Here is an 18,781-nt window from a genome sequence, read left to right as displayed (position 1 = left end):
CGCAGAAATGCCACTCCTTTTTAATCTGCAATCACTCACCTTGGCTAAAAGCCATGCCATTTGGCGATAAAAAAATGCGCAACAGAGCTCGTCACGCTCTAGCTGGTTGAGTTAATTGTCTTCGCCTTCCTGCTTACTCAGATCTAACTTGTCCAGCACTGCAAGTTTATTAAAACTGATCATCTCACGTATTTCTTTTCCATATTCATCGCCACGCTCAGAATACTTCCCTAAGCCATAGCTAAGCGCAACCCCGGTGACAGCCTTGTCGTCTTCACGTAAGGATTGGCGAATGTTACGCAATGGTTTGTAAGCATCGTGGGTGTTTAAATTTAGCATGTAGCTTTCTACTGAGTCGGCAGGCGAACGGAAATCAGCAACTTCATGATTTTTGTCAGTGTCCCGCGATTTTGGAACGATACCGCAGCCCTTAGAGAAGCACCACTGACCAAAAAAGTTGTTCCCTAATTTTGCAAAACGAGAGGTACCCCATGCACTTTCATTCGCTGCTTGTGCAATAGCTAACGACGCAGGAACAATGTCGGCACGTCTTAACAAAACCTCGCAGGCTGACTCTTGTTCAAGGTCAGCATCGTCAACACGAAACTTTGTTAGGAACTGGTCTAGGTTGTCTGCTTCATCCGCGTTGCAAAAGCTTTTAATTTGCTCCCTGTCGGCGGCTAGCTCTTTGTTCACCTCGACCACAATGGGAGTGAAATACTCAAAAAATGCCGCTTTTCGGTCAGGGCCTGCGGCATAAGCAGTAAAGTCTGGAGCAGACTCTTTGGCAAAAAAGGCGAACCACNGCTGCGGTACTCGCCACTACTGCTACAAGCAACACAGCAATAAGTTTAGTGTTCGACATCAGGTGATACCTCTTTTATTAGAATGAAATAATACGCTTTTTAAGCGGACTACCTGAGCTTATTAAATCTCGCTAAGTGGTTAATCATCTATGCGGATTGATATTAATACCATACAGGTTCTTGTATGCGCTGCAACATATGGAGAGAGCCAGTAAATTAAAGATTTATAATGTATACAGTACTATCGGCAAGTACCAAATCAGACTCGATGTGAAATTCAATACCTTATTGCTTATGTACTGAGCGCGAGTTTTCTTTTGTGTTGAGCGTTAGTATCAGGTTAAACAGTGATATGTAGCTGGGAAACTACAATTTCTGCGTTTACTGCACGTTAGCATGGTGAGTAAGTGGTAAATGTAGAAGTGGGGGCGTAGAATTCACACCCTGGCTTTATGTAATTGTGTAAGAACGCAGCGTTAAGCTGCGTTCATTTAGCACTTTCTATGAGGCTTTCGGCTACTTGGCTTCAGCTTCACGCGCAATCGCACGGTGCGCAATATCAGTGCGGTAGTACACATCTTTAAACTGAATGGCTTTAAGTAGCTCGTAGGCTTTTTGCTGCGCTTCGGTAACGTTGTTACCCAAAGCTGTAGCGCAAAGTACGCGGCCACCTGCGGTTACCACTTCGCCATCTTGCAGGGCGGTGCCAGCATGGAAAACCTTTCCGTCTAACTTAGCGGCTTCTTCAAAGCCGGTAATCACGTCGCCTTTGTCGTAGCTACCCGGGTAGCCGCCCNGCGGCAAGTACAACACCTACCGATGCGCGCTCGTCAAACTCAATGGTTTTGCCTGCAAGTTCGCCTTTACACGCTGCTTGGCAAAGTGGAACCAAATCAGATTTTAAGCGAAGCATAATAGGCTGGGTTTCTGGGTCGCCAAAGCGGCAGTTGTATTCAATGGCCTTTGGTGTACCGTCGGCCATAATCATTAGCCCCGCATATAAAAAGCCAACATAATCGTTGCCTTCAGCGGCCATGCCATCAACCGTTGGCATAATCACTTCTTGCATAATGCGGTCGTGAATGTCCTGTGTTACAACCGGAGCCGGTGAATAGGCACCCATACCGCCCGTGTTTGGCCCTTTATCGCCGTCAGCTGCACGTTTGTGGTCTTGGCTGGTGGCAAAAGGCAGGACGTTCTTACCGTCTACCATAACAATAAACGACGCTTCTTCGCCGTCTAGGAACTCTTCAATAACTACGCGGCTGCCCGCTTCGCCAAAGGCATTGCCCGCTAGCATATCGCGAATAGCCTCTTCAGCCTCTTCAAGGGTCATCGCAACGATAACGCCTTTACCGGCAGCAAGACCGTCAGCTTTTACTACGATAGGCGCGCCTTTCTCGCGAACATAGGCAATCGCAGGGTCAATTTCCGTGAAGTTTTGATACTCAGCCGTAGGAATACTGTGGCGAGCCAAGAAGTCTTTGGTGAAAGCTTTTGAACCCTCAAGCTGCGCGGCAGCTTGAGTGGGGCCAAAAATCATTAAACCCGCGTTAGTGAACGCGTCTACTACACCTGCAACTAGCGGCGCTTCTGGGCCTACAATAGTAAGTGCAACATCATTGCCTTGCGCAAAAGAAACCAAGCCCGCGATGTCGTTTACATCAATCGCTACGTTCTCAAGCTTAGGCTCTGTAGCGGTGCCGGCATTACCCGGTGCTACAAATACTGTTGAAACATCAGAAGACTGCGCTGCTTTAAACGCTAGCGCGTGTTCGCGGCCACCGCCGCCAATTACAAGTACGTTCATTAACTGTTCCGTTTTGAGTGTTTAATATTATGATTTTGGTTTGGTGAATTTTAGCGTCATGCGATTGCTCTCGCCAATCGCCATGTACTTTTCGCGGTCTTCATCGTCAAGCGCCAAACGCGGAGGAAGCGTCCACACACCTTTCGGGTGGTCGGCACTATCCATTGGGTTTGCGTTTACATCGCTACTTGCTTCAAGTACAAAACCTGCTTTTTCTGCAGCAGCCACAACGTATGAACGCTTCATGTAGCCACTTTTCTTCATCGCTTCATCATCAGCGCTTTCAGGCAGCTCGTGCTCTACTACACCTAACACACCGCCCGGCTTAAGTGCTTTGAAGAAAGCGCCAAATGCGTTGTCGATACCTTCGTCACCGTTACGCATGTACCAGTTGTGTACGTTGCGAAAGGTTAGCACCATATCAGCACTTCTAGCTTCACTAATATCTAGCGCTTTCATAGGGTCGAACGCAGTAAGTTCTGCACCTTCGTACTTCATGCCTGGCTTCATTTTTTCTTTAAAGCCTTCCACTGACTTTTTGTAGTAGCCACTGGTTTCTTCATCAACATAGAAGTGTGCTGCAACGTATTTACCGCTTTCTTTTACAACAGAATAAAGAATGTCTGCATACCAGCCACCGCCTGGCGAGATTTCCACAACGGTCATGTTTGGCTTAAGGCCAAAGAAGCGCAAGGTTTGCTGCGGATTGCGATATTCGTCGCGCACTTTGGCTTTATCAGAGCGGATATCGCTCGTCACGGCGTCAGAAATAGCATCGGCACTGGCATAGGTTGCTGTTACACCAAGTGTTGCAGCTAACACAATTTGGGCTAACTTTTTCATTCTTATTTCCTTTTTCTGTCGAGGGTAGGCAAATAACATAACATCTATTAGTAACACTATTACTACAAATTACCACAGGTTAGATCAAGCCTATCAGCTAACCCTTATTTGCACTTACGCCTTAGCAGAGAAATTCGCGATTTTGTCGCTAAGATACCAGAAAATTTGAAATACACGCGTTGGTTTGATGAGGGGGAATAAAGCACGCAGTATGCTTTAAAATATTGGCATACTGCGTGTTTAGTAAAGCGTTAATCACCCCTCACAAGATGCTTTCTATGCTTCTTAGTGACGGAAGTGACGCATACCTGTGAACACCATGGCAATGCCGTGTTCGTCAGCGGCATCAATCACTTCTTGGTCGCGCATAGAGCCACCTGGCTGAATAACCGCTTTAATACCGGCATGTGCAGCAGCGTCTATACCATCGCGGAATGGGAAGAAAGCGTCAGACGCCATAACAGAACCAGCCACTTCAAGGTTCTCATCAGCTGCTTTAATACCTGCAATTTTTGCAGAATAAACGCGACTCATTTGACCTGCGCCCACGCCTACCGTCATACCGTCTTTGCAGTAAACAATCGCGTTAGACTTCACGTATTTTGCTACCTTCCAGCAGAACATAAGGTCGCGCAGTTCTTCTTCGCTAGGCTTACGCTTAGTCACTACTTCAAGGTCTTCCATTTCAACCATGCCGAAGTCGCGCTCTTGTACTAATAAACCGCCGTTTACGCGCTTAAAGTCATAACCTTCAGTTAGCTGACCAGCCCAGTCACCACACGCTAGAAGACGTACGTTTTTCTTCGCACTTACTACTTCTTTTGCTTCATCGCTTACCGCTGGGGCAATAATGACTTCTACGAATTGACGGTCAACGATGGCATGTGCCGTTTTTGCATCAAGCTCGCGGTTAAACGCGATAATGCCGCCAAATGCTGACGTTGGGTCTGTTTTAAACGCGCGATCGTAGGCAGTTAGAATATCGTTGCCAATAGCAACACCACATGGATTGGCGTGCTTAACGATAACGCATGCTGGCTCTTCGAATTCTTTAACGCACTCTAGCGCTGCATCGGTGTCAGCAATATTGTTAAACGACAGTTCTTTACCTTGAAGCTGTGTAGCAGTAGCAACCGACGCTTCTTGAATGTTGTTTTCAACATAGAACGCCGCTTCTTGGTGGCTGTTTTCACCATAGCGAAGGTCTTGCTTCTTAGTCAGCTGTATGTTGTAGGTGCGCGGGAATTCACTGTGCTGGTGGTCACAGTCTGCCTCGCATCCTGTGCTGTCTAAACGCGCACCAAAGTAGTTGGCAATCATACCGTCGTATTCAGCCGTGTGTTCGAACGCTTTAATGGCTAGGTCGAAACGGGTGCTGTATGTCAATGAGCCGTTGTTGTCGTNTCATTTCAGCTAAAACGCGAGAGTAGTCCGCCGCATTAACAACAATAGTGACATCTTTATGGTTTTTCGCTGCCGCGCGAACCATCGTTGGCCCACCGATATCAATATTTTCAATCGCATCTTCTAGCGTACAGTCTTCGTTTGCCACGGTAGCAGCAAACGGGTAAAGGTTAACCACCACAAGGTCGATAGGCGCAATGTTGTTTTCTTCCATCACCGCTTCGTCAACACCGCGACGAGCAAGAATACCGCCATGAATTTTCGGGTGAAGCGTTTTAACACGACCAGCCATAATCTCTGGGTGACCTGTATGATCAGACACCTCTTTTACAGGTAAACCAGCTTCAGCAAGGAGTTTTGCGGTACCGCCCGTCGACAGAAGCTCAACGCCAGCGTTATGCAGCGCTGTCGCGAAATCGAGGATACCGGTTTTATCAGAGACACTAAGAAGAGCACGTTTAATTGGTTTTGGTGTTTGCATAAATTTTAAGTTTCTAATGTTGTAGTGTTGAAACAAAAAGAGCACCGATTGGTGCTCTTTGGTGGGCGAAGCCCTTGGAATCTTAGTTCATGCCGTATTGCTTAAGCTTCTTGCGAAGTGTGCCACGGTTGATGCCCATCATGATAGCGGCGCGTGTTTGGTTGCCGCGAGTGTAAGTCATGACTTCTTCTAGAAGCGGCGCTTCTACTTCAGCCAGTACCATTTCGTACAGGTTGTCGATGTTTGCGTTATCTAATTGCTTTAGGTACTTGTTAACCGCTTGCTTTACAGAGTCACGCAATGGCTTTTGCGCTTGCGTTTGTGAAGGCGTAGTTACTGTCGTAGTAAAAGGTGAAGTCACGTTTTGATCGAACATAATACTGTGTTGCTCTTAAGTTAGTCATCACTATGCTGCGGGAGAAATCTGTCGGGTTTCTCGAGTCTGCAGCGCTTGAAAATATGCATTTAGTGCATCGAGTTGCTCATTTGCATCATCGATAGCGTTAAACGTTTTACGAAACTGACGATCCGTATCGTGCTCCGAGAGATACCAGCCCACGTGCTTACGGGCAATTCTTACACCGGCTATGTCGCCATAAAAATCCTGCACATTGGCTACGTGCTCGTGCAAAATCTCATATTGCTCTGACAGCGGCGGTGGTGCTAGGTTCTCGCCCGTTTCAAGATAATGTTGGATTTGGTTGAATATCCAAGGCTTACCTTGCGCGCCGCGACCTATCATTACGCCATCTGCACCAGTGTAATTCAGCACCTCTTGTGCTTTCTGTGGAGAGGTAATATCACCATTTGCAATAACAGGAATTGAAATTGCCGCCTTTATTCGACGTATGGTGCTGTATTCAGCCTCTCCTTTATACATACAAGCTCGCGTTCTGCCGTGAACAGCAAGCGACTGTATGCCGTTTTGCTCTGCAATGCGGGCAATTTCTACCCCATTGCGATTTTCTGGATTCCAGCCGGTACGAATTTTCAGTGTTACGGGTACATCAACAGCATTAACGACTGCTTTGACGATTGCCTCCACCGTATCTGGGTACTGAAGCAAAGCAGAGCCTGCCAGCTTCTTGTTGACCTTTTTCGCAGGACAACCCATGTTGATATCGATGATTTGCGCACCGTTATCTACATTAAATTGTGCTGCTTGAGCCATAAGCTCAGGGTCTGCCCCAGCTATCTGTACAGAGCGAATGCCTTCTTCGCCCTCATGGTTCATGCGCGCTTGTGACTTGGCAGTGTTCCAAACCTTCGGATTACTCGAAAGCATTTCGGAAACAACAAGCCCTGCACCCAAGCGTTTGCATAGTTGACGAAACGGTCTATCAGTCACGCCAGCCATGGGGGCCAACATCAAATTGTTTTCTAACTCGTAAGGTCCAATTCGCATTGTTAGTTGTATAGCTCGCCATCTAAAACTGCACAGAAATTATACACCCGGCTAAAACGGGGCGCTAAGTGTACGTGTTGCTAAAAATCACACAAAATTTCACTTGGTGGTCTTGACAGTGAAAAAAAACTGCCACATTAGTAAGCTAACGGCATTTTTTAGTTTAATTATTGTACGAAGGTCTTACAGCCCACGTGCTAAAAGGGCTGTAATGTGAAAAAAATTAACAATTATTCAGGGCGGGTTTGTTTTTTCTGAATGTTTTTTTCAATACAAGCCGCCTTTCGCAAAAGGCGGTAGTGTAAAAATTTGCCGAATTAACGAGAGGGTTTAGCGTTTCGAACCCGAGACTCTGGCCCATTCGCCATCAATCGCGCTTGGTTCTAGAACAATATCTTGTGAGTAAGCGTCTTCTATCTTTGATACTTGTTCAGCAAGTATGCCAGAGAGCACAAGCAACCCTTTAGATTTACAGTAGTTGGTAATCACGCTTTGAAGCTCTAAAAGCGGGCCCGACAATATATTAGCCATAACCACATCGGCTTCAAGCTCGGGCTGGTCTTGTGGAAGGTAAACATCGAGCCTGTCTTCGACACCATTGCGGCGGGCATTTTCTTTCGTTGCTTGTAACGCTTGAGGGTCGATATCGACTCCAACTACACGCTCGGCACCTAACTTTAATGCTGCTAGGGCTAAAATACCTGAGCCGCAGCCAAAGTCGACTACTGTTTTACCGGCCATATCTATGCCGTCTAACCAACGTAAGCAAAGGGCCGTGGTAGGGTGTGTACCTGTACCAAAGGCAAGGCCTGGATCTAACATAACGTTTACGGCATCGGGGTCGGGTACATCACGCCAACTTGGACAAATCCATAAACGCTCGCCAAACTGCATTGGATGAAAGTTGTCCATCCACTCCCGCTCCCAGTCTTTGTCTTCAAGTGGTTCTAGCTTGTATTTGAAATCAGGCCCAAGCACTTTCGCTTTCCCTAAGCGCTGCAGAATGCTTTTCATATCCGCATCCGCTTCAAATAACCCTACCACCTGAGTATCCGGCCACAACATTATTTCACCCGGCTTGGGTTCGTACATGGGGGTGTCTTTCGCATCGACATAGGTGACAGCTTGAGAACCATTGGCGCTAAGCATATCGCCAACTGATTCTGCATATTCAGATGAGGTGTTTATTCTAAGTTGTAGCCAAGCCATATTTATCGTTCGTTGAGACCTTTGAGGCTATTGTACCTTTGGATTGCATGAAACAAAATGCAAGTAAGCCAAAAGATACAAGTTAGGTAAGGGAAGAGGCAAGGCCATATTCTTAATAAATAAAAATAATTAAAATGTTAATCTTTTGTCGAGTTGTGCGATGTTAAAAAACGCCTATAGTGAAGCGGGCTGTGTGGTTTTCAACCCAATAGGAACCGTATGCGTATACTTTTTTTACTGTGTTTAGTGTTTACCGTCATACCTTCTAGCGCAAGGGACGTCGACATGGTGGTTGGATGGAATAAGCCTCCTTACGTTATTTCACAAGAGCACTCGGGGTTTGAAGTCGATTTAATTCGCGCTATTTTGGCCGATATGGGCCATAGCCTGTCTCCTATTTATGTTCCCTTTGGGCGAACGAGTAGGTTGCTTAAAGATAACACGGTAGATATTGGCCTAACGCTAAATTCAGCGCATAGCGTAGATGAAGCTATCTTGACAGACCCCTATATTATTTATCAAAACGTCGCGGTGACTCGGGCTGATAGAAAGCTTGAAATAAATAGTATTGAAGATTTGCGTGGCAAAAGTGTTATTGCTTTTCAAACCGCTCAGTCACTTCTTGGAGAAGCTTTTGGTGAGATTGTTTCAGCGCAGCCCACCTATATAGAGATGGCAAGACAAGATAGGCAAGTAGACATGTTGATGCTAGGCAGTGTAGATGTGGCTATTCTCGATAGAAATATCTTTAATTTCTTTAAGTCTGAAAGTCGTGCCTATGCCGATGACGACATTGTTTTTCACGAACTGTTTCCTATCTCTAGTTATAGTGCCGCCATTCCTGACCCAGAATTAAGAGCAACATTTAACGCCACGCTTCACGCTTTTATTGATGATGGGCGTTATCAGAAGCTGCTAGATAAATATAAACTGGATAATCTTCTTTATAAGCTGCCAACCCCAGTAACTCAGTAAATACACATTTTATTGTGTAGCCAGTGAACTATTTCTGATACAACGTATAACAAACTATCATTACTCTAACGTCTGTGACTTGCTGTTTTTGTTTAACAGTAAAAAAACAGGCAGTGGGATTATGCGTTAAGGAAAGATTTATGTTGAAGCAGTGGTATTTACTGGTCGCTGCCGTAATTTGTACGGCGTGTGTTTCTCACTCAACCCCCTCTAACTCAAACCAAGCGAACGAAACGCAATACTATTTGGGTAAACCCGCACATCAGCAAGCACAGGCTATTGCCAGTGGCGAGATTACGTCTGCGGCCTTGGTAAAAGGTTATTTAGCGCGTATTGAACAGCTAGATGGCAAGGTAAATAGTGTGTTGTCAGTGAACCCCAATGCGCTAGAAGAAGCGAATGCTATTGATAAGCAACTGGCGAACGGCAAGACGCTGGGCCCGTTAGCAGGTATACCTGTTTTGCTGAAAGATAATATCGAAAGCGATGAACTGCCTACAACGGCGGGCTCGATGGCGCTACTTAACAATAACACTGGGCGAAATGCACCCATTGTGGCAAAACTGAAAGCAGCCGGTGCCATTGTTCTGGGTAAAACTAATTTATCGGAGTGGGCAAATTTTCGCTCTGAATCATCAATAAGTGGTTGGAGCGCGGTAGGCGGGCTTACTCGTAACCCGCACATGCTATCGAGAAGTGCCTGTGGTTCCTCGTCGGGCTCGGGAGCGGCTATGTCGCTGCGCTTGGCGTCCCTCGCCGTGGGTACGGAAACCAATGGCTCTATTATCTGCCCAGCTTCTATTAACGGAGTGGTAGGTTTCAAACCAACCGTAGGCTTACTTTCTAGAACCCATATTGTACCTATCTCACTTAGCCAGGACACCGCAGGGCCAATGACATCGAGTGTACAAGACGCGTGGTTAATGGCCTCAGTTATGGCTGGCGCCGATAAAAACGATAGCGCAACTAAAAACGCTGACGACTACCTTCTTGAAATCCCCTCTTCGTCGCTGCTTGCCACAGACTTAAAAGGTAAGCGTATTGGTGTGGTGCGCTACCGACAAGGTGATAACCCTCACGTATTGGCTGTTTATGAAAAAGCGTTAAAGCAGTTGGAAGCATCTGGTGCAACCCTCGTAGATATCAGTGATTTTTCTCAGCCGGATTCCTTTTGGGCAGATTCATACAATGTGTTGCTAAGCGAGTTCCATCACAGCATTAACGAGTACCTGTCGAACTCTCCTGCATCGCTTCCCGCTAAAAACCTGTCTGAGCTCATCGAGTTCAACCAGGCTACACCCAGAGAGTTAGCGTTATTTGACCAAGATATCTTTGAGAAGTCCTTAGCCTCTTCTGCTATCGACAGTGACGAATACAAACATGCACTGCGCCTTATCCGAGATACCGCTGGGGAAAACGGTATAGACGCCTTATTGTCGAAGCACAATGTTGACGTATTGGTTGCGCCATCGAATAGCCCTTCATTTTTAATTGATGGCGTGTATGGCGACCACTCACCAGTGGGCTTCATCGGGATTGGGTATTTGGCCGCTATTGCCGGTTATCCGCATTTAACTGTGCCTGCTGGGCAAGTAAAAGATCTTCCGGTAGGCATTAGTTTCATAGGCGGCAAATGGCAAGATAAGAAAGTGCTAGAAATAGGCAGCATTTTTGAAGCAAAACACGGCTTTTTTATCAAGCCCGGTTTATTACCCACGCGCTTTGATAACCCGCGTTTAAAAGGTATAGAAGCAGGCCTTAGCGACCCTCGTTAAGCATTTGCCGCAAGGGAGTGAATACATCCTTCAAGCAATAAAAAAGCCCTCGATAATATCGAGGGCTTTCAATCGTCTATCAGCGTGGCCGCTATCTTAGCCCGGCTTTTTAACCCAAGCACTACACCAGCCATCCGCATTTACCAGCTTATTAGGGAAAATGTTACAAGGACGGTATTGTTCACCATCAGCTCCCTGCACGTACATGCAGTTAGCGCACTTTGAACCTTCAACGGTAGACGACGGTGTGTAGTTTAATGCTTTCGCTGTTGGGTCGTCGGCACTTAGCTGTTCTTGAGCTTGTGCGCGCAACGCTACACCACCTAGCGTCAGACCTATAACTGTAGAGCCTGATAACTTCAAGAAATCTCGGCGGTTTACAGATTTCATAACATTCTCCTTAAGAGATAGAAACGATAATGATTCTTTTTTATTCGGCGCTTTAAACGCAAAAACCTGCCCAAAGAGGCAGGTTTTATTACATATCTAAATACTATCTCTTTTTGAAAAAAGATCGAACGAAAAGTCGTATTTTCCTTTGATCTAGATTAAATAAACTTCAGAGTTCGATATGGCAGTAGCAACTCTTATTGATGCAAATAAGACCGAAGTTGCGCTAAAAGGTTCATTTTTGCGATAAATCTACACCCGGCTTAGCGTAGGCAAACTGTGCGATACGCGAGGTACCGTGATAGCTGTCTAGCCCGGAGATGCACGCTGTTTTCGCTTGTTCGATATCGGCGTAACCTTCGGTATCAATAATTGCTTCAGGTAAAAAAAGTTCTTGAATCTCACCAATGACCATTTCGGTTTCATTTAGTAAGGTAAAGTGTTGCGCTACCTTAAGCCCCATTTTTATCTCACTCTCTTTGACATAAGGGGCGCTGAACGTTTCGCTAAACACAGGCGTTAAGCCTACGGCATCAAATTCACTGTCTTCTGGCGCGTAGCGTGCAGAGGTTTGGTGCGCTTTGTCTACCCAATCAGTTGAGACATGATTGAGTGTGTAGAAACCTTGTTGCTTAATATTGCTAAGTGTATCGCGCGTTACTGTGTGAGGTCGCATGATCATGCCAAGAAGAGGAGGGTTTGCGCCTACGTGAACAACAGAGCTGACAATAGCCAGGTTATTGGTTTGTCCGTCACTCGTCCCAACTAAGGTAGCTGACTTAAAGCCTGATAGGCTGTTAATTAGGTTGGCCCGATAGCGCTGCGCTAGTGCATCTATATCACTGCGAGTAAACTGCTTAGTCATTCTCTCGTTCTGCCTCAATGTGTATATCGTCGGCGTCTTGGTATGCGGTTAACTCTATGGGTTGGCAGCATACCTGACAATCAAGAACCTGTACTTGACCTACGTCGTTAACTTCATCTATTTCCACATCGTTTGGTGCCATACAGTAGGGGCAAGAGAAGCCCATAGAACGGGTTAAGCTCATAATAGTTCGCCTTCGTAATCATTATTTGGTGTTATTACGTAATGCAAAGAAGACTGGATTTACTCACTGGCATAGAAGTGTAAGCGATAGGCGCGCCTAAACGAGAGCGAGATTAGGCATACGCAAGCTAGATGCAGACGGAAGTAGATTTTATTAAAGGTGAATTGTGGTGAATAAGATAGGCGTATGCCCGTGCTGTAAAAGACAGACCCGTTTAACGTTTCATCACCTCATCCCCAAAAAAATGCATCGGCGTAACTATTTCAAAAAGCATTACACTAAAGCAGAGCTTCAATCCGGCATATATATTTGCCGGCAATGTCATAGCGGTGTCCACCGATTCTACGATGAAATGGCGCTGGCCAAACACTACAATAGTTTACAGCATCTATTAGACGATTCGCAGCTTGCGGCTTTTTTTCAATGGGTATCGAAACAGCGAGTGCGAGTTTAAACAGGGAATCAATAACTAAAATAGGCGTATTTAATTTGATTAATTGGGCTGTATAAATATACACTATTGCCGATTTCATAGCCAAAGATGCACCATGCGAAAAGATTTACCGCCCCGTTATTACCTGACACATTTTCATGAATTTCTCGCGTTCTTTGAAGGGGCGAGCCAGTCGTTATTAAGCAGTGAAGCTGTGCGCTTTATCCAGCGTTTCAAAGCCCTTGATGAGGACAAGCAGTGTATTGTGGTTCGCGCGGCTAATCGCAAATATGCAGTGATAGATAGAATGCAGTTCAATTATGGTGAAATTGTTGCCCCTCAACATCAAATTGACTGTTTAATTAAGGACGGCTGGTTTGGCGATTTAACTCACGCTACGCTTAATGACATTGCTGGGGTTTTGACAAAAGATGCCCTGCTCGCGCTTTTGTCAGAATACGGCAGCATTCAAGGTCTTGCTTCTCAGAGAAAACCTAAACTCGTCAACTTACTGAGTGAGCAAATTACTGCCCGAGGATGGCCAGAAAGTTTTTCACTTGAAAGCTACTTAGTGTGTTTATTCGATAGTGCCCTGCGCTTCTTATTGTTTATTTATTTTGGTAACACAAAAAGCCGTTTAAATCAGTTTTCTATGCGCGACCTTGGGGTAATGAGAACACGCTCTGATTCTGTTACCGACACCGCGCGCTTTGAAAGTAAAGACGATGCACTGGCCGCGTGGTTTTATGCCAATCATTCAAGCCAGCTTGCCTTCTATAACCATGAGACATTGTTATCGCTTGCAGATAGCGAATTCCCAGAAACAGAAGGGGTGTCAGCCAGTTTTTATCGCGACCAGCTACTTTACGCACTAGGGCTTAAAGTACTTGAGGTTAACCGCGATAAGGGGCTTAACATACTGGCATTAGCGCAAAGCGATAAAGCAAAAGAAAAGTGGCTAAGAGAAAGCTATAAAGACGGTAACGACGGTGAAGTTCGACGCGCTTTAGAGCACATCATAGATAATCCCCAGTCAGATACCTTGCTGGCTTTTGCGGAAGACTTTTATGCCCGCAAATATCATAAAAAGCGCACCAGCACCGTTACCGACATGCTGAGAAACGCAAGTAGAACCTTAGCCATAGATGTTAGTCAAAATCAGCAGGTAGAGCGGGGAGTGCTGGCGCATTATGCCAGACAGGGAGTTCAAGGGTGGCGAACAGAGAACCGTTTATGGCGCAGTTTGTTTGGCCTCACTTTTTGGAAGCAGCTTTATGAAGAAGATACTCTGGTCACGGAATTTGATAGAAGGCCGCTGTCGCTGAAGCAAAATAATTTTTATGCAAAGTTTGAAGATAGCATCGAGACTTTACTCGATGCGCTTGATAGCAAAGAAAAGCTGCGCTTTCACATACATAAAATGGCGACCCAACACTACGGTAAAGTAAACAGCTTATTTATGTGGTCGAGCCATTTGCTGACTCCTATTGAGGCGCTTATAGAGCACGGTTCGCTGAGTGCGATATACGCATTACTTCGCATGATGAGCAAAGACTTTGAAAGCCTGCGAGACGGTTTTCCCGATATTATGGTATTGGATGATTCGCTTCGCTTTGAAGAAATAAAGGCGCCGGGCGATCAACTGCGCCGGAACCAATTGGTTTCTATTCAGCGTCTACAGCAAGCCGGATTCGACGTGGCTGTTACCACGGTAAATTGGGTTCGCGACCCAGCGCAGCCCTATGTTGTGGTAGACATTGAAACTACGGGCGGGAATAACAGCTATAACCGTATTACTGAAATAGGCATGGTTAAGCTAGTTGGGGGAAAAGAGGTAGATAGGTTTCAAACCTTACTCAACCCACAGCGACGAATACCAAGTAGTATCACGCGTCTTACGGGTATCTCTGACGATATGGTTGCCGATGCACCGCTTTTCGCAGAAGTAGCCGATCATATCGCCAGCTTTACCGAAGATGCTGTGTTTGTCGCGCATAACGTAAATTTTGACTATGGGTTTATTAAACAGGAATTTGCGAGATTAGAGCAGTCGTTCAGGCGGCCTAAAATGTGTACTGTGCGGGAGATGCGCCGCACCCACCCGGGGTTATCTTCTTATTCATTGGCAAACCTGACTAAGCATTTTCATATCGACATGGAGCAACATCACCGCGCGCTAAGCGACGCTAAAGCGGCTGCAGAGCTTCTTAAGCTAGCATTTGAGAAAGATGATGAAGGCTTCAGTGTTGGTGATAATGTTTAGCTTTATCGCAGGCGCTTTTCACGGGCCATAACTGAACGAAATGACCTTTAATATAGTATTTATTGGGGTTAAGCATGTATGTTGAGACGTTAGAGATGGCATTATCAGAAGAACAAGAATCACGCATTATTGAAATGGCGTGGGAAGATCGCACGCCGTTTGAAGCAATCGAGCGCCTGTTCGGGCTACCCGAAAAAGAGGTGATCAAGCTCATGCGCAAAAATCTTAAGCAAAAAACGTTTAAGAATTGGCGAGAGCGTGTATCTGGCAGAAAAACCAAACACGCAAGCTTGCGTCCTGAAGGCGTAGACAGAGGTTATTGCCCTTCACAGTATAAATATAAAAGTGCAAATAAGTAGCGCGCAAATAGCGCCGCCGCAATGCTTACTTATTTTCGCAGCGTAATATTCGGGCATGCCTTTATTAAAATTACTTTTTAGGCGTCGGGATTGTGGTGATTGGCAGCAGAAAGGCAGTAAGCTGTTGGCGCAGTGGCGTCGGAAATACGATGGTATTTTCTGACTGCAAAATACCTTTAGCATGATGAACCTGACGCAATAAATTGTGGTAGGTGTCGTTATTTTGCTGAACGTCTTCGACTTTCTCCATCATCAAATCGATAAACTCGGCCGGTGAAAGATCGTCGTGCTGCCTTATCTCGAAAGCCAATGCTTTAATGACGTAGGCTTCCCACTCTTTTCGATAGCTGTCTTTCAATCGTTCGGGATATTGGGCTAGATCTGCAATATCTTGGGCAAAGTCAACAATATCCAAAGGCTCATCTAAGAGCACCCTAAAAGCGAGCAGAGTTTCATCTGAAAGAAGGGAAATGGGAAGCTTTTCTTTAAATTGGGCGTATCGGCTAGGCATAAAAACACCTTTTTTGGGTAAATCACTATCTACGCGCTGAAAATATCAGCCCTACACTTTGATTGTAATAAAAGCCGCATGGCGAATAAAGCCAGGGACATTAAAAATACGTAATCCACTACGTTTGAACCCCTTGAAGTGACCACCCGTAATCTATTATGCACTGTTAAAGTGTGTACGCGTTCTTGCTGTTTGGCCCATCGTTTGATGGGCCTTTTTTATTTGTTGAAAATTGCGCTTAAAACGCCACTTTAACGCCCGCAAGTAAGCGGCTTATGCTATCTACGACATCGGCCCTTACAAACCACTCTACTTCATGCTTTTGTAAAATTAAGCCGCTGAATTCAAGTGAGCCGCCATGGCCGGTACCAAGAAAGTCTTCGATAAGTTCCGCTCGGGCCCCGAAATTTCTATTGATATACGAGTAATAGGCGAAGTATTCAATGGGGTAGGCTGTATCGAGAACGTTCGTGCTAAACACGCCACTTTTGCCTACCACAATTTTTGCAGCACCTTTATCGGTGCGCTGTACCCACTCTATAAATGCAGTGTCTTGTTGGTTGATACGAAAGCGATACTCTCCTCTAACAAACGTGCCGTCTAGCATGCGTTCGAAACTGGCTTCATAGCTATGGCGCTGCCCCATATTCGCCGAGTATTCCACTTCAAAGTATTGATCTTCCCCGCCTACACTTAATGCCTCATTGGCTTGTGCATTAGCTAATTGGCCCAACACCACTTCTATGGCCGAGTCGTTTTTCAACTGCTTTACATGGCGAACTCCAGTTATCCAGCCGTCTTTTGATAGGCCGGTAGAAGAAACCCTGCCTTTGTAAGTAGGAATAACACCTAGCTCGGTTTTTCCAGAATGGGTTTCGTGCCTTAAGTAAAGGCGCCTTGCGTAAAAGTAACCCGTACTTTCTTTGCCAAAAGTATTGTGGCTAGAAGAAAAATCTTCACCTGTAACGATAAAGCTATTGATAGACCATGAAGCGTTTAGCGCAATAGACGGGTAATAGCGCAGTCGATATTGTTCGCGGCTAGGGCGGTTGGAGCGATTGTCGTAGCGTACCTGAATATCGAGTTTCTGTGAGAAGGTGGGCGCTATTTGTTCTCCAAACGCTTTGGTACCAGTAATAGTGATGAGCAGTAAAACAAATAAGAAAGGGGGTCGCATCTGCCTAGCCCTAAACAACGTAATTAATTGGTTTATACATTAAATCTAATTAATTAGTGCATACGCAACGTCGTTTAACGCAAAAATTGCAAAAAAAAGCCGGCAGGGATGCCGGCACAAGTGGAGTGGGACTCCAATAAGGGTAAACACACAAAAAGATTGAACTTAGGGAGATGTCTTAAAACTTGTATGCAGTATAAAGCGGTATATTAAATAGTAAAATCGTTAAAATTTGATTGTGCTAATCGGAAAAATAGAACACGCTGAATAGCGAATAGCGAATAGCGAATAGCGAATAGCGAATAGCGAATAGCGAATAGCGAATAGCGAATAGCGAATAGCGAATAGCGAATAGCGAATAGCGAATAGCGAATAGCGAATAGCGAATAGCGAATAGCGAATAGCGAATAGCGAATAGCGAATAGCGAATAGCGAATAGCGAATAGCGAATAGCGAATAGCGAATAGCGAATAGCGAATAGGGGTATGAAAGGGAGAAAATTGGGCTACACAAAAAACACCGTGTAGCCCAAAGGGGGATTAGGCTAAGCCTAACTTCTTCTCTAGGTAGTGGATGTTGGTTCCACCTGCGAAGAAGTTTTCATCGGCCATAATGGCGCGCTGAAGCGGGATATTCGTTTTAATACCTTCAACCACAATCTCTTCAAGGGCGTGGCGCATACGAGCAATCGCTTCGTCGCGGCTTTCACCATAAGTGATAAGCTTACCAATCATTGAATCGTAGTAAGGCGGTACGTGATAGCCCGCGTAAATATGCGACTCCCAGCGAATACCTAAACCACCCGGCGCATGGAACATATCGATAGGACCAGGGCTAGGAATAAAGGTTTGTGGGTCTTCTGCGTTAATTCGACATTCAATAGCGTGGCCACGAATTTGAATTTGCGACTGATCAATTGACAGTGGCTGACCTGCGGCAATGCGAAGCTGCTCTTTAATAAGGTCAACGCCAGTGATCATTTCAGATACTGGGTGTTCTACCTGAATACGGGTATTCATTTCAATGAAATAAAACTCGCCGTTTTCGTATAGGAACTCGAAAGTACCTGCGCCGCGATAACCAATTTCGATACAGGCTCGACGGCAGCGATCGCCTATTTTTGCACGCATTTGCTCAGAAATACCCGGTGCCGGTGCTTCTTCAACCACTTTCTGGTGACGACGCTGCATTGAACAGTCACGCTCACCTAGGTGAATGGCGTTACCTTGTCCATCGGCTAGTACCTGAATTTCTACGTGACGCGGGTTTTCAAGGAACTTTTCCATGTAAACCGTTGCGTTACCAAAGGCTGCGCCAGCTTCCGCTTGCGTGGTCTCAATGGCCTTTACAAGTTCACTTTCGCTGCGAACTACGCGCATACCACGACCACCGCCGCCGCCAGCGGCTTTAACGATGATTGGGTAACCAATGCGCTTTGCAATGGCTCTGTTGCGCTCGGCGTCGTCTGTTAGCGGGCCGTCTGAGCCAGGTACACAAGGTACGCCAGCTTTTTTCATGGCGTTGATAGCAGAAACCTTGTCGCCCATAAGGTTAATAGTTTCAGCTTTAGGGCCAATGAAAATAAAGCCGCTCTTTTCCACCGCTTCAGCGAAGTCTGCGTTTTCCGCTAGGAAACCGTAACCAGGGTGAATAGCGATTGAATTTGTGACCTCGGCCGCCGCAATAATGCGAGGAATATTAAGGTAGCTTTCGGTTGCCGATGCTTTACCAATACAAATTGATTCATCAGCTAGCAACACGTGCTTCAAGTTTTTATCCGCCGTAGAGTGCACGGCTACGGTTTTGATGCCTAGTTCTTTACAGGCTCTCAAAATACGTAGGGCAATCTCGCCACGGTTAGCTATAAGTACTTTATCTAGCATAGTTAAGC

Annotated in this window: 17 protein-coding genes and 2 pseudogenes; 4 read left to right on the top strand and 15 right to left on the bottom strand. The window is 45.8% G+C overall.

The annotated features are described in order from the left end of the window. Positions 1–111: 111 nt before the first annotated feature. From MADE_RS19140 to prmA, 7 genes and pseudogenes are all read right to left on the bottom strand, one after another. Positions 112–696, bottom strand: coding sequence for a glucosaminidase domain-containing protein (locus tag MADE_RS19140; protein ID WP_232363082.1), 585 nt, complete (start codon positions 694–696; stop codon positions 112–114). Positions 697–1,322: 626 nt separating this feature from the next. Further along, a pseudogene (gene purD, locus MADE_RS19135) lies at positions 1,323–2,616 on the bottom strand (phosphoribosylamine--glycine ligase). A 27-nt stretch (positions 2,617–2,643) separates the two neighbouring features. Then, positions 2,644–3,459: a class I SAM-dependent methyltransferase gene (locus tag MADE_RS19130; protein ID WP_012520111.1), complete on the bottom strand. Its 816-nt coding sequence runs from the start codon at positions 3,457–3,459 to the stop codon at positions 2,644–2,646. 285 nt (positions 3,460–3,744) lie between these two features. Continuing rightward, positions 3,745–5,344: pseudogene (gene purH / locus MADE_RS19125) on the bottom strand (bifunctional phosphoribosylaminoimidazolecarboxamide formyltransferase/IMP cyclohydrolase). Positions 5,345–5,426: 82 nt separating this feature from the next. Next, the gene (fis, locus tag MADE_RS19120) at positions 5,427–5,720 is read right to left on the bottom strand and encodes a DNA-binding transcriptional regulator Fis (protein WP_012520109.1); all 294 of its coding nucleotides are present in this window, start codon (positions 5,718–5,720) and stop codon (positions 5,427–5,429) included. A 30-nt stretch (positions 5,721–5,750) separates the two neighbouring features. Then, entirely contained in the window at positions 5,751–6,749 is a 999-nt protein-coding gene (gene dusB, locus MADE_RS19115) for a tRNA dihydrouridine synthase DusB (RefSeq protein ID WP_012520108.1), read from the bottom strand. Positions 6,750–7,079: 330 nt separating this feature from the next. Next, on the bottom strand, positions 7,080–7,958 hold the full coding sequence (gene prmA / locus MADE_RS19110; protein WP_012520107.1) for a 50S ribosomal protein L11 methyltransferase: 879 nt from the start codon (positions 7,956–7,958) through the stop codon (positions 7,080–7,082). 219 nt (positions 7,959–8,177) lie between these two features. On the opposite strand from prmA, the gene MADE_RS19105 reads away from it, so the two are divergent. Further along, complete coding sequence (locus MADE_RS19105; RefSeq protein ID WP_023559984.1) at positions 8,178–8,933, top strand: substrate-binding periplasmic protein; 756 nt, start codon at positions 8,178–8,180, stop codon at positions 8,931–8,933. A 140-nt stretch (positions 8,934–9,073) separates the two neighbouring features. Next, positions 9,074–10,708, top strand: a complete 1,635-nt coding sequence (locus MADE_RS19100; RefSeq protein ID WP_012520105.1) for an amidase — start codon at positions 9,074–9,076, stop codon at positions 10,706–10,708. 96 nt (positions 10,709–10,804) lie between these two features. Here the strand turns inward: MADE_RS19100 and MADE_RS19095 are convergent, their stop codons facing one another. The 4 genes from MADE_RS19095 to MADE_RS20625 form a co-directional block, all read right to left on the bottom strand. Next, complete coding sequence (locus MADE_RS19095; RefSeq protein WP_012520104.1) at positions 10,805–11,098, bottom strand: high-potential iron-sulfur protein; 294 nt, start codon at positions 11,096–11,098, stop codon at positions 10,805–10,807. A 235-nt stretch (positions 11,099–11,333) separates the two neighbouring features. Then, a complete protein-coding gene (locus MADE_RS19090; RefSeq protein WP_012520103.1) occupies positions 11,334–11,963 on the bottom strand; it encodes a flavin reductase family protein in 630 nt (209 codons plus the stop codon). Continuing rightward, positions 11,956–12,147, bottom strand: a complete 192-nt coding sequence (locus MADE_RS19085; RefSeq protein ID WP_012520102.1) for a zinc ribbon domain-containing protein — start codon at positions 12,145–12,147, stop codon at positions 11,956–11,958. Before MADE_RS19085 ends, MADE_RS19090 begins: the two co-directional genes overlap by 8 nt. Positions 12,148–12,425: 278 nt before the next feature. Then, positions 12,426–12,680: a hypothetical protein gene (locus MADE_RS20625; RefSeq protein ID WP_023559983.1), complete on the bottom strand. Its 255-nt coding sequence runs from the start codon at positions 12,678–12,680 to the stop codon at positions 12,426–12,428. 15 nt (positions 12,681–12,695) lie between these two features. Between MADE_RS20625 and MADE_RS19075 the strand changes: the two genes are divergently transcribed. Together MADE_RS19075 and MADE_RS19070 are read left to right on the top strand one after the other, a co-directional pair. Continuing rightward, on the top strand, positions 12,696–14,843 hold the full coding sequence (locus MADE_RS19075) for an exonuclease domain-containing protein (protein WP_012520100.1): 2,148 nt from the start codon (positions 12,696–12,698) through the stop codon (positions 14,841–14,843). 95 nt (positions 14,844–14,938) lie between these two features. After that, positions 14,939–15,202 (top strand): TIGR03643 family protein, encoded by a 264-nt coding sequence (locus MADE_RS19070; RefSeq protein ID WP_041703668.1) that lies wholly within the window; start codon positions 14,939–14,941, stop codon positions 15,200–15,202. 70 nt (positions 15,203–15,272) lie between these two features. Here the strand turns inward: MADE_RS19070 and MADE_RS19065 are convergent, their stop codons facing one another. The 4 genes from MADE_RS19065 to accC all read right to left on the bottom strand — a co-directional run bounded on the left by MADE_RS19065 (position 15,273) and on the right by accC (position 18,773). Next, the gene (locus MADE_RS19065; RefSeq protein ID WP_012520098.1) at positions 15,273–15,713 is read right to left on the bottom strand and encodes a hypothetical protein; all 441 of its coding nucleotides are present in this window, start codon (positions 15,711–15,713) and stop codon (positions 15,273–15,275) included. A 238-nt stretch (positions 15,714–15,951) separates the two neighbouring features. Beyond that, positions 15,952–16,890: a hypothetical protein gene (locus MADE_RS19060; RefSeq protein ID WP_012520097.1), complete on the bottom strand. Its 939-nt coding sequence runs from the start codon at positions 16,888–16,890 to the stop codon at positions 15,952–15,954. 225 nt (positions 16,891–17,115) lie between these two features. Next, entirely contained in the window at positions 17,116–17,403 is a 288-nt protein-coding gene (locus MADE_RS19055) for a hypothetical protein (RefSeq protein ID WP_012520096.1), read from the bottom strand. Positions 17,404–17,429: 26 nt separating this feature from the next. Beyond that, positions 17,430–18,773 (bottom strand): acetyl-CoA carboxylase biotin carboxylase subunit, encoded by a 1,344-nt coding sequence (accC, locus tag MADE_RS19050; protein WP_012520095.1) that lies wholly within the window; start codon positions 18,771–18,773, stop codon positions 17,430–17,432. Positions 18,774–18,781 lie beyond the last annotated feature (8 nt).

The sequence above is a fragment of the Alteromonas mediterranea DE genome, from assembly GCF_000020585.3.
Classification (GTDB): domain Bacteria; phylum Pseudomonadota; class Gammaproteobacteria; order Enterobacterales; family Alteromonadaceae; genus Alteromonas; species Alteromonas mediterranea.
Note: the sequence above shows the minus strand (reverse complement) of the source record. Positions and strands in the feature narration are given on the sequence as shown.